This is a genomic window from Citrobacter sp. C13, assembly GCF_014596815.2.
GTDB classification, from domain to species: domain Bacteria; phylum Pseudomonadota; class Gammaproteobacteria; order Enterobacterales; family Enterobacteriaceae; genus Citrobacter; species Citrobacter portucalensis.
Map to the genome: position 1 here is coordinate 2,666,607 of NZ_CP115024.1, position 12,121 is coordinate 2,678,727.

Genomic DNA, 12,121 nt, shown 5'->3' on the forward strand with positions numbered 1-12,121 from the left:
TCTAAAAATCAACCTGAACAGAAAACTGAGCCTGGCGCGGTGCGCCAAGTTGAGCGCTGGCAGCCCCTGCACCCGTGTAACCAGTCAATGCGCCCGGAACAATATTGGTCCAATAGTGACGGTCGGTGAGATTGGTGATATCAAACCGGAAAGTGGTTGGCGTGTTCCACAGTCTGGTGGCATAACGCGTACCGATGTCCACCGTGGTGTAACTCCCGACCCAGCTGTCGTTGGCATTATCGGTAGCCCGACGTCCGACGTAATGCACGTTCGTGTCGACATCCAGTCCCGGAACCCGTTCGATGGTGTAGATTGCGAGGATATTCGAGGCGAAGCGCGGCAAACCAACTACTTGCTTACCATCCGCATTGCTGGCCGCGGTATTATGAAGTGTTGGATCAAGCCAGGCTCCGCCGCCTAACACGCGTAAGTTTTGAGTAATATGCCCATCAGCCATCAGCTCCAGCCCACGGTTTTTCTGAGTTCCATCCTGAGCAAAATCGCCGTTGTCGTTGGTATAGGCAAAGGGGCGTTTGGCTTCAAACAGCGCAGCGGTAAGCAACAGGTCTTTTACTGGCGCATATTTTGCGCCCACTTCGATCTGACGACTGCGGTAGGGATCTAACACCTGCCCGGCATTTCGCGCCCCGGCGGGTGCGGTATCGCCCTGCTGCAAACTGTCCGCCCAGGTGGTATACAGCGTGACGTTCTCCACCGGTTTATACATCAGGCTGGTGGAACCGCTCATGCCATTGTCTTTCTGACGGCTGCTTTCATGCCCAGCTTTGTTGTAGTTACTGACGGTAAACAGGTTCTCGCTGCCGGAAAGCAGCAAGCTCCACTGCGGGGAAAAATGCAGCGTATCGCTTAGCAAAAATGCATGCTGAGTGGTAGTCGCCGAATGATAGCGATCGTTAAAGTCTGGATACGGTGGTCGCGGATAGTCGGGATGTTGATCGAGAGAAGAATGCCCGAGGGTGAAAGTGCCTCCGTTTCTGGGATTATAGTTTTTCCATACAAATCCACGCATTCCGGTAGCAATATCCTGCGTCAGCCAGCCGGTATCAACGCTACCGGTCAGGTTCGCTAAATAACTGTTGATGGTAAAGCGACTGGCCGCCGAATTAGAGGTTGTAGTGGTGTAATCGCCCCGGTTATCCGTCAGGGTGTTGGTCACGGCCGTCGACTCGCGGTCTGCAACCTGGTGCAACGCCCCCAGGTCCAGCATCCAGTTGCCGTCAAAATCATGCTTAATATGCATATCGACGGTAGTCGTTTCGTCATCATGACCCGCATAAGATTGACCATATTTACTGTCCGTAGGATCAAATGCCGCGGGAAAGTGAACGCCTTTCGCCAGGGCAAAGCTACCCGGCATGCCTTTTTCGTAATAATGGTAATAGCTGAAATTACTCTCCAGCACCGTTTGATCTGTCAGTTGAAAGTCCAGCCCCAAGCCAGCGTACTGTCGACGGACATGGCTATCGGTGGTGTAGCTATGGCCCTCATCGTTCAGCAAGTTGAGGCGATATTTCACCCGGTCTCCCGCATCGATTGGGCCGCTGAAATCCATCGATGCCAACGTTCCCGACCCTGTACCTTGCCCTACTGTGACGCGATGCAACTGTGTATCGACAGGTCGTTTAGACACCAAATTAAACATCCCTGCTGGATTAGCAGGGCCATACAGCGATCCAGCGATGCCGCTCAACACCTCAATGTTCTGGAACTGTTCGGTCGAATATTCCGTCGTGGAGACGGCGTTCAGGCCATCAATCATATGGTTTTGTACCACGCTCCCCTGCATGCCGCGGGTTTGTGGGCGGACGCCGTCACCCTGAACGGACGGTAGGTAGCGATAGGCGTCTTTCACATCTTTGATTTGTTGCTGATCCAGCACTTTTTTCGACAACGTCTGCACCGACCAGGGAACGTCTATCAACTCTCGCTCGCCGAGGCTACCTAACGTTGCTTTTTTTTCGCTCGCCGGAGGTTCATGTTCCGATAACGAGGATTGTGACGTGGCTGGCGCCGAAACGATGACGGTATCTTCAGCATGAGCCGTGACGGCGGTGGAAAAACAGGCAAAGGTTAACAACCCAGAGGCCACTGGGGTAAATTTGTTATTTAACATTCGTTAATTCAATTCGTTAGATAGAAAGACTGGAGGCCGCTAACGCAAGCGCCTTCTCTTGAAGAGTACAGTTATTATATTTGTATGATGAATAGGATAGACCCAATCGATATATATGTAAATATATAACGACGTATTGTTGATAAATCCACGACAACAAAAAAGCCGACGGTGATGACGACCGTCGGCTTTGGGTAAATGACAATTAACGAATTACTTGGTTGCTGCTTTAATAATATCAAGCGCTTTGGCGAACTGCTCCTGCGGAATTGTCAGCGGGTAAAGGAAACGAATAACGTTGCCATACTGACCGCAGGTCAGCAGCAGTAATCCTTGCTCAAGGGCTTTCTTCTGCACGCGTTGCGCGGCTGCGGCGTTGGGTTCTCCTGTCGCTGCATCACAGAATTCAGCGGCAATCATAGAGCCTAAACCTCGCACTTCGGCCAGTTCAGGACACCCTGCTTGTGCATCTGTCAGAGCGGCGCGCAGCTGTTCGCCGAGAGCCGCCGCACGCTGGCATAGCTGCTCATCACGAATGATATCCAGCACCGCATGGGCCGCTGCGATCGACAGCGGGTTTCCAGCGTAGGTTCCCCCCAGACCACCCGGCGCAGGCGCATCCATAATTTCGGCTTTGCCCACGACGCCTGACAGCGGCATGCCGCCCGCAAGGCTTTTCGCCATAGTCATCAGGTCCGCTTTATCGGCGTAATGATCCATCGCAAACAGCTGACCCGTACGGGCAAACCCGCTTTGTACTTCATCAGCAATCATCACGATGCCATGCTCGTCGCAAATACGGCGGATGGCAGCCACAAACTCTGGCGGTGCCACCACGAAGCCCCCTTCGCCCTGGACGGGTTCGAAGATAATCGCCGCAACCTGGGTTGGATCGATATCGGCTTTAAACAGGCGCTCAATCGCTTTTAGGGAATCCGCCGTGGAAATGCCCTGCAATTCAGAAGGATACGGCGCATGGTAAACAGAGCCTGGGAACGGGCCGAACCCTTTTTTATAGGGTGCCACCTTGCCGGTTAACGCCATCGTCATGTAAGTTCGCCCATGAAAACCACCGCCAAATGCGATAACGCCAGGACGGCCGGTATGCGCGCGCGCAATTTTCACCGCGTTTTCTACCGCTTCAGCCCCGGTAGTGAAGAATGTGGTTTTACGCTTGCCGTCGATTGGCGCAACGGCGTTGATTTTCTCAGCCAAAGACACATAGCTTTCGTACGGGACAATCTGATAAGCCGTATGGGTAAAAGCCTGAAGTTGCGCTTCGACTGCCTGCACCAGGCGAGGATGGCGGTGTCCGGTGTTCAGCACGGCGATCCCGGCGGCAAAATCGATGTACTGATTGCCTTCGATATCGGTAATTGTGCTGTTTTCTGCCGACTGGGCATAAAAATCACACATCACACCCACGCCACGCGGGGTGGCATCCAGACGACGTTGTTGCAGGTTTTTATTGTTCATTCTCTACACCTTGTCCATTAATACATTTCGGTTGAATTACCCTTTAAATTTAGACGCCGTCTGGTACTTTAATCGAGAGCCAAATCGTTTTATTTTAAGGATCCAAATGCGTTCACTTGCCGGAGATGTGATCAAGCATGCATTTAATCAGCAGACTGACGAAAAACTACATCGCCGCCTGTATGCCGCCATTTGTAGTTGCATCCTCGAAGGTAGCCTGAAACCGGCTACCCGAATGCCTCCGTCGCGTGACCTGGCAGGAGAGCTGACGCTATCGCGCAATACCGTCCTGCGGGTGTACGAACAGTTGCAAGCTGAAGGGTATATTTCCGCGCGCACCAGCAGCGGCACATTTGTGACCGACAGCGTGCTGGACAATCTCGACCTGCATCCTGACAAAGAGCCTGTTACTGCCGCTCAGGAAGATCACACCCGTTTATCCTCCCGCTGCCTTGAGCTGTTAGGTAATGCCAGCGCCAGTCCCCGTCAGTGGGGGGCATTTATTCCAGGCGTACCTGATGTAGAGCATTTCCCGCACCGGGTGCTCAAGAAAATTCAGGACAGGCTGGCAAGACGACTGCGCCCGGAGTTTCTCACTTACGATGCAGCAGGCGGCATGAATGAGTTGAAAGAAGCTCTGGCAGACTATCTGCGCACCGCTCGCGGCGTACGGTGCTCACCGGAGCAAATTCTGATTACTGAAGGTATTCACCAGGCCTTGGATCTGGTGACCCGGACTTTATGCAACCCCGGCGATCACGCCTGGATTGAGGAGCCGGGCTACTGGGGAATCAAAAATATTCTTCGTATCAATGCGGTAAATTTTTCGGCTATCCCGGTTGATGAACAAGGCATGGTCCCGCCGGATGCAGGTGAAACACCGCCAAAACTTATTTTTGTGACACCGTCACATCAATACCCACTCGGTTCGGTCATGAGTCTGAGCCGCCGCCGGCAACTTCTCTTTCGCGCACGTGAAACGCGAAGTTGGATAGTGGAAGATGATTACGACAGTGAGTTCCGCTTTTCCGGTCAGCCGATTCCCTCTTTGCAGGGGCTGGAAGAAGAGACACCGGTCATTTACATCGGGACATTCAGTAAGACCCTCTATCCCGCACTGCGACTCGGGTATGTCGTGCTACCTAAATCGCTAGCCGCTCCGCTGAAAAAGGTTCATAACGACCTTTATCGTGGTGGACATCTGTTGATTCAGGCCGCACTGGCGGAGTTTATTCGCGAGGGTTATTACGCGGCACACATTCGGAAAATGCGTCAGCTATACAGTCGTCGTCGCCAGATGCTGGTAGAGCTTATCAGCCGCCAACTTGGTGAACATTTTCTTGGTTCTTTCAGCAGCAACGCCGGGCTGCATATGATCTTACAGTTACCCGCCGGGAGTGATGATGCGGTCATTGCCCAACAGGCGAATGCGCAAGGGTTGCTGGTGCGCCCACTGTCACGCTACTACGTGAATGAAGAGAAACGCAGCGGCCTGTTGCTGGGGTTTGCCAGCATTGAAGAGCATGAAATGACGGCGGCGTTTACCCGACTCGCGGATATTATCAGAGTAAACACCGTGTAAGCACTGCCGGATGGCGGTGCAAGCACCTTACCCGGCATACGATTTAATGTGACGCTTTTTTAACGCCAGCCAGGTCTTCCTGGCTTACTTCGCTATTTCCTTCACCCCAGCTCTTACGCACGTAGTTGATCACGTCGCGCATTTCGTTGTCGCTTAACAAGCCACCGTAGGCAGGCATCTTAAAGGAGACGCTGCCACGCGTTGTCGGTGTTTCTGCGCCGTGGGCAATCACTCTGAACAGCGGTGTCGGGTCATCAACCATCACCAGTGGATTGTTCACTAAAGAAGGCGCGTTATCATCCGTACCTTTCCCTTCCAGACCGTGACAAGTTGAACAGTAGCGGTTATAGGTCACTTTGCCCGCCTCAGGTGAATTCGACCAGGATGCTGTAGTCGCCGCAGCACGTACCGTTTCAGGCTTCCCACTTTTCAGGCTCAACAGATATTGGGCGATCGCCGTGGCATCTTCGTCGGTCAGATACTGTGTACTCTGCGTGACGACTTCAGCCATCGAACCTGAAACCGCGGCATGCTTGCTTTTACCGGTCAGCAACAGCGATTTTAACTCCTGCTCAGACATACCGGTGCCGCGCAGCGACGGTGCATACCAGCCGTCAATCATCGCGCCGCTCAGGTATTCGGCATCAGCATTAGTATACGCTTTTTCGTTCATCGCCATGCCTCTCGGGGTATGGCATGAACCGCAGTGTCCGGGGCCTTCCACCAGATAAGCGCCTCGTTTTACCAGGGCAGCATTATCATCCGTTTTCGCGCCCTCTACAGCCGTCACTGGCGCATCGGTAAATAGCCAGTTCCAGATATGCAGCGGCCAGCGGGCGGAGAGTAGCCACGGAATGGCATTCTCTTTATTGGGCTGTGCTGACGGCGTGACGTCATGCATAAAATAGCTATACAGCGCCTTAACATCCTCGTCAGAAAGTTTTGCATACGAGGGATAAGGCATCGCCGGATAGAGCGGATGACCATCTTTGGCAATCCCCTGCCGTACGGCCTTCTCAAAATCCTCGTAAGAATAGTTACCAATACCCTGCGTCTTGTCCGGGGTAATGTTGGTCGAATAAATATCCCCCACCGGAGTAGGAAACTTTTTGCCCCCCGCCATCGCTGCACCACCTTCAGCGGTATGACAGGCGACACAGTCTGAAATTCGCGCGATGTATTCACCGTTAGATTCAGCAGCGCTTACCGAAGCGGTAAATAAACAGGCGGCGAGAATGGTTACGTTACGCATAGATCACCCCATATCCTTGAGTTCATTAACCGCACGCCATGCCTGATCGATTGCCGTATGGGCATAAGCACTCCAGTCAGAATCGGAGTTAGCGATGGCAATGCGACCGACTGGCTGACGCGCCCGCTCGATAATTTCTGGCATCTTATCCATATCATCGAACAGCGAGTTGGCGTAGTACGCATAGCCATGCGCCCAGCGGTTAACCGTAATGGCGGAAATATCGCGTTGATTATCAAAGCCTGTTGAGCCAAACATCTCCTGCAACTGGGAGCGAATCATCTCCTCATGCGCCGCAAAGGTGGTCCCCAGCAAATAGGCTCGTCCCAGACGGAACTGCTCTCTGGCCGACAGGTTACTGCCCGGATAGGTCGGCACATAGACCATATGAATGACCATCGGGTCGTCCGGGGAGGCCGGATGTTGATACCCACCAATACTGACCGGGTAGTCGAGCTTGACCCTGCTATAAGGTGCCGCCGGAGAATAAAACTCATGCACGCCAAGCTGTTTGAACGCCTGCCAGTTTTTGACCACCACGTTGGTGTACACCAGCGGTGCCTTCACGTTCAGTTTAAGATCCGCCTGCTGCTGTTCCGGCATCTCAGGCACCAGATACGGGATCATCATGTTATAGCCTGCCATGATGGTGTTCTTACCGCGCACACGGTGCATTTTACCGTCACGCAGATAGGTCACCGCCACGCCATCCTGCACGTTGGCCGCATTAATCACCGTGCTGTTCAGGCGCAGGCGCGTAGTGTTTTCCGGCAGATCCAGCTTTTCGTAATGTAGTCTGGCGAGGACAGAGTCTTCCATCGTGTTGCCCGGTAGCGCATCCGGCAGCATATATCTGACTAACAGGCGGGCTAACCCGGCGTTACCGTCCGGGAAGTGGTAAACATACGGCTCTTCGAGGTCGGCCAGCGACTCTCCGTCCAGCGGCGGTAACCCCATCCCTTCCATGCCGGGTAAGGCGCACGCCCTGGCATCACTACAAGAAATACCTTCAATACCAATAGCAAAGAAGTCGTTGGAACGCTGCTGGAAATAGAGCAGCGCCATTTTGCTCAAACCGACTTTTGTTGCCAAAAATTCACTGTAGCTGTGGGTATCCAGCCATTCCATTTTCTCATCGACCGTCATTCCCGGCAGGTAATCACCGGGCCGGACGTGCAGGTCGATCAGCGCTTTTCTGTCATTCTCACTTAGCGGAAAATCATTGATAAAGTCTTCAATTTTACGCCCATTGAGCCTGTCCGGCGGAATATCATCAGATACCGCGCGGCCCGGATCGCCGCTGACGATTTTTGTTTCGCCAAAATTCTTCTTATCGAAGAAAACGCCGCGACTGAGCTGCCAGTCGGGGTAGAAGTTTACGTCAAAACTCTCTTTCAACCGCGTGACGCTGACGCCCACGGTTTCCATCAACTTTTGTACTTCAGGGCTGAAATTATGCGCAGGGGACTGGAATGCTTCGCTGCCACCATAACCGAGTAATTTCTTACCCGAGCTGGTAAATTCATTGCGTTTGGCGTGTCCACCAAAGTCGTCATGGTTATCGAGGATCAGGATCCGGCTATTTTGCCCGGCAACTTGACGCCAAAAACAACCGGCAGCTAACCCGCTAATACCGCCACCCACAATCACCAGATCGTACTCTTCCTCAACGGGCAGAGCGTTTAAATCAAAATGTTTATGCTCGCGACCTAGCGCATGCGCCATTTCAAACGATCCAGGATGATTGCCCCGCAGCCCCGTCAGCGCAGGAGGATAATAATTTCCATCTATAAATGCGTTTCCCTTTCCTGCCGCCCTGACCCACTCCAGCGGGGTAAGTCCCGCCGCAATAGTCACCGCGACGCCGTTGAGAAAATCACGTCTGGTAATTGCCATTAACTTTTTTCCTTATTGCTACACACTGCCTTTAATACGACACAAATAAGAGAGATACCCCTTCTTATTTATAAAGGGGTACAACCGACTACTTCACTGGCTTTAACTCTTCATCCAGTTTTTTAGAATCATAATAATCACCCTGCCAGGTGATTTTTCCTGCTTTAACATGAATATAGCTGACGCCTTCAAATTTGATCGGATTATTTGTCGGCGGACTCCCTGCCCATTCACCACTATTTTTGCCTGAAAATTCCCAACGAAAGGCCACGGTGTCTTCGTCGTAGACGGGCTTGCCGACCATTTTCCAGCTAAGATCTGGAACCGCCTTAATAAAAGCTCCGATAACCTCTTTTTCTGCTTTTTCCCTGCCGTTTACCGGTTCTCCCGCGGCGGCATCATAATAGACCGCATCATCAGCAAGAAATTGAGCGGCTCGCGAAGCATCATGCGCATTCCATGCCGCCATATACTCTTTTACGGTATTCAGCGATGTACTTTCTGCCAGGCTATAGCCCGAGAACATCACTAATGAAAGCACCGCGAGTTTTAATGTTTTCATCGTAATCCTCTCTATTCAGAAATGTCGCACATGATATGTTTCACCCGAGTGTATTCCTCGAGCGAATAGGATGAGAGATCTTTGCCATAACCCGATTTTTTGAACCCGCCGTGCGGCATTTCGGCGCACAGAGGAATGTGATTGTTAATCCACACCGTGCCAAAATCGAGGTCAATGCTGAAGCGTTGGGCGCGACCATGATTACTGGTCCAGACGCTGGCGGCAAGACCATACTCCACATCATTCGCTTTGTGTAGTACCTCTTCGTCAGTAGTAAACGACTGAATAGTCATCACTGGTCCAAATACTTCATGCTGAATAGCTTCATCATTTTGATGCACTCCGGAGACGATCGTCGGCTCAAAATAGAAGCCTGGACCAGGCCCGACGCGCCCACCGGTTTCAATTTTCGCATGTGCCGGTAAACGCTCAATAAAGCCTTTCACCTGCTCCAGCTGATTCCGGCTATTCAATGCACCGTACAGTGCATTTTGATCTTCTGGCGGCCCAAATTTGATTCTTTTTGTTTTCTGGATCAGTTTTTCCAGAAACTCAGCGTAGATAGATTGTTCTACCAGGATCCGCGTAGCCGCTGTGCAATCCTGCCCGGCATTGAAAAAGCCTGCTGTGGTGATCGTCGAAATCGCCTTGTCCATATCCGCATCGGCGAACACGATTGCGGGCGCTTTCCCGCCCAATTCCAGGTGTGCTCGGGTCAGGTTTGCCGCCGCCGAAGCCGCAACCTGCAAACCCGCACGGACCGAACCGGTAATAGAAACCAATGAAGCCTTCGGGTTTGAAACCACCAGCGAACCAGTGCTGGCTTTGCCCAACACAACGTTAAATGCCCCTCTCGGGAACAACGGTGCGGCCAGTTCAGCCAACAGCAGCGTACTGACTGGCGTGGTGTCGCTTGGTTTTAACACCACAGTGTTGCCTGCCGCCAGCGCTGGTGCAATCTTCCACACCGCCATCATGAACGGGTAGTTCCACGGCGTCACTTGCCCAACAATACCCAACGGTTCACGACGAATGGTTGAAGTAAATCCTGCGGAATATTCTCCAGCCGCCTTTCCTTCAAGACAGCGCGCCGCACCAGCAAAAAAGCGGATGGCATCGCAAGATGCCGCGATCTCCTCTTTCTCAATAAAATGGCGAAGCTGACCGGTTTCCTGGCTCTGCGCGGTTACCAGTCGCTCAACGTTGCGTTCAATCTCATCGGCCAGCCGCAACAATGCTTTTTGCCGCTGTGCCGGCGTCGATTTTCTCCAGATGCTAAACGCCGCCTCCGCTGCTGAGTAAGCCTGCTCTACCTCCGCCTCGTTAGCGTTGGGAGATATTGCGTACGTTTCACCGTCAACCGGACTCACCAGTTCGAAGCTATCTTCGCTACTGCCTGCTACATAGTGCCCATTAATAAAATGCTTCAGGGTTTTCATGTTTGTCTCCTGCCAATTAATACATAAAGAATCTTATGTAATATATATATTGTAAAATTTTTTCAAATGCGCAACATTGACACTATGATAAGCCTCGCATTTTTAACTTAATTTTTACATTTTCAGGATGAGGCTTTTTATTGCCAGCTGACGCGTTACGCCCAGCTCATCATAAGGTTATCGGGACACACATCCGCTTGTGCAGTGACGTTGCGCCCAGGCATGTAAAATAACTCGGCCATTCTTACCTTCCTTGCCCGACGGGCATGTGTTAAAAATGGTCGTTGTTTCAGGGAATTGAGTACAGAAAAGATTATGATTACTCACGCGGTCATATTTGCGCCTATCGGGCAGGTCAGTCGTTCAGACCAGATAGTCCAACGCCTTTCAAATGCCATTATCACGGGGTTGCTGGAGCCAAAAGAACAGCTCCCCAACGAAACTGATTTGGCAAAGATGATGGGTGTCTCACATATCACTATCAGAGAAGCGCTAAACACGCTTCGGGCTAATAATCTTATCCATACGGTTCGTGGTCGTAATGGCGGGAGTTTCGTTTGCGAAAATATTGATGGCAAAAATAGCGCCCTGCATCCGTTCAAGGCGATCAGTACGGATTATCTGTCTGATCTGGGTGAAATGCATTGCGCCATTATTAGCCATAGCGCGCGGCTGGCTTCCCGACGGATGACCGGTGCGGATATCGCCAAATTTCGCGAGTTTGTCGAGGTGCTCAGAAAGGCAAACTCACCTGAGTTGATGACCCAGGCCGATATGCGTTGTCTGCTGGCGATTGCCGCAAGTTCGCATTCAGCGCGACTGGCCAATCAGGAGCTGCAGGTTCAGGCTGAATGGGCATCGCTGGTGGCGATACTTTATCGCACAGACAGTATTCATGCAGAAATTACCGCGCTTTATTCGGCGCTGGCCGATGCGCTGGCTGCTCACAACGAGGCAGAGTCAGTACAGTTTGCCACGCGGATCATCGACACGTTTACCTACTACCTTATTGAAAAAAAGCTGAAATATAACTCGAACTGACAATCAGTGAAGGCAGGACAGACAATGAGCTCTTCGACATCCCTAAGCGCATTAATTCGTAAAATTGATGACATTACTGTTTCTACCGTAGATTCTACCGTTGCGCTGGCGAGGAGCATCCATGAGGCGATTTCAGGGGTACAAAAGGCCTCAGCCGAGGTCGTTCTCGACCCCTCAGTCAGATCCACCGTTCAACAGCACATCAAGCGCACGCTCAATAACAACCATTACTGCTCAGGGGCGGGATTCGCCAGCCATATTGAGAGCACCGCAACCACAAAAGAGTATTGGTTGCTGGAGTGGTGGTATAAGAAAGATAATGGTTTGAGCCAGGCGCATCTGGATTTGGATCAGGCCACGCAACAACGACTGGACTTCAGAACCTTTGAGTGGTTTAAGCATTCTCCTCCGGCTGGCAAAGCCTATATCCACGGTCCCTACGTCGACTATATTTGCAATATCTCCTATACCCTGACGTCAGCCGTCCCGGTCTACTACAACGATCAGTTTCTCGGTGTTGCCGCGGTCGATCTGCTGGTCAGTCAGATAGAAGCCGAACTGCTTTCCTGCGCCCATCCTGACTATGTGATTCTGACTAATCTGGAAAACAGGATCATTTTCTCCAGTTGGCCACGTTTTCGCGTGGGTGAATTGCTGTCACCTGCAAACAGTACAGTGGTGTATCAGAGCGACTACTTTATCCTTTATCACTATCAAAACTAAGGGCCCGAAGGCCCTG

Annotated in this window: 9 protein-coding genes; 3 read left to right on the top strand and 6 right to left on the bottom strand. The window is 51.9% G+C overall.

Translation table 11 applies throughout. The features are described from left to right. Nucleotide 1: 1 nt before the first annotated feature. Nucleotides 2–2,134, bottom strand: coding sequence for a TonB-dependent siderophore receptor (locus IB222_RS12750; protein ID WP_149384664.1), 2,133 nt, complete (start codon nucleotides 2,132–2,134; stop codon nucleotides 2–4). A 213-nt stretch (nucleotides 2,135–2,347) separates the two neighbouring features. After that, complete coding sequence (gene puuE, locus IB222_RS12755; protein ID WP_126318270.1) at nucleotides 2,348–3,610, bottom strand: 4-aminobutyrate transaminase; 1,263 nt, start codon at nucleotides 3,608–3,610, stop codon at nucleotides 2,348–2,350. A gap of 106 nt (nucleotides 3,611–3,716) precedes the next feature. On the opposite strand from puuE, the gene IB222_RS12760 reads away from it, so the two are divergent. Beyond that, the gene (locus IB222_RS12760) at nucleotides 3,717–5,192 is read left to right on the top strand and encodes a PLP-dependent aminotransferase family protein (RefSeq protein ID WP_149384663.1); all 1,476 of its coding nucleotides are present in this window, start codon (nucleotides 3,717–3,719) and stop codon (nucleotides 5,190–5,192) included. Between the two features lie 43 nt (nucleotides 5,193–5,235). On the opposite strand, the gene IB222_RS12765 is transcribed toward IB222_RS12760, so the two are convergent. The 4 genes from IB222_RS12765 to IB222_RS12780 all read right to left on the bottom strand — a co-directional run bounded on the left by IB222_RS12765 (nucleotide 5,236) and on the right by IB222_RS12780 (nucleotide 10,341). Then, entirely contained in the window at nucleotides 5,236–6,444 is a 1,209-nt protein-coding gene (locus IB222_RS12765; RefSeq protein ID WP_149384662.1) for a cytochrome c, read from the bottom strand. 3 nt (nucleotides 6,445–6,447) lie between these two features. After that, nucleotides 6,448–8,340: an FAD/NAD(P)-binding protein gene (locus IB222_RS12770; protein ID WP_063941525.1), complete on the bottom strand. Its 1,893-nt coding sequence runs from the start codon at nucleotides 8,338–8,340 to the stop codon at nucleotides 6,448–6,450. A gap of 88 nt (nucleotides 8,341–8,428) precedes the next feature. Next, on the bottom strand, nucleotides 8,429–8,902 hold the full coding sequence (locus IB222_RS12775) for an ester cyclase (RefSeq protein WP_063941524.1): 474 nt from the start codon (nucleotides 8,900–8,902) through the stop codon (nucleotides 8,429–8,431). A gap of 11 nt (nucleotides 8,903–8,913) precedes the next feature. Further along, on the bottom strand, nucleotides 8,914–10,341 hold the full coding sequence (locus tag IB222_RS12780) for a gamma-aminobutyraldehyde dehydrogenase (protein WP_149384661.1): 1,428 nt from the start codon (nucleotides 10,339–10,341) through the stop codon (nucleotides 8,914–8,916). Nucleotides 10,342–10,656: 315 nt separating this feature from the next. Between IB222_RS12780 and IB222_RS12785 the strand changes: the two genes are divergently transcribed. Then, the gene (locus tag IB222_RS12785; protein ID WP_003832701.1) at nucleotides 10,657–11,382 is read left to right on the top strand and encodes a GntR family transcriptional regulator; all 726 of its coding nucleotides are present in this window, start codon (nucleotides 10,657–10,659) and stop codon (nucleotides 11,380–11,382) included. Between the two features lie 24 nt (nucleotides 11,383–11,406). Beyond that, nucleotides 11,407–12,105 (top strand): cache domain-containing protein, encoded by a 699-nt coding sequence (locus tag IB222_RS12790; protein ID WP_003832700.1) that lies wholly within the window; start codon nucleotides 11,407–11,409, stop codon nucleotides 12,103–12,105. The last annotated feature ends 16 nt before the right edge of the window (nucleotides 12,106–12,121 follow it).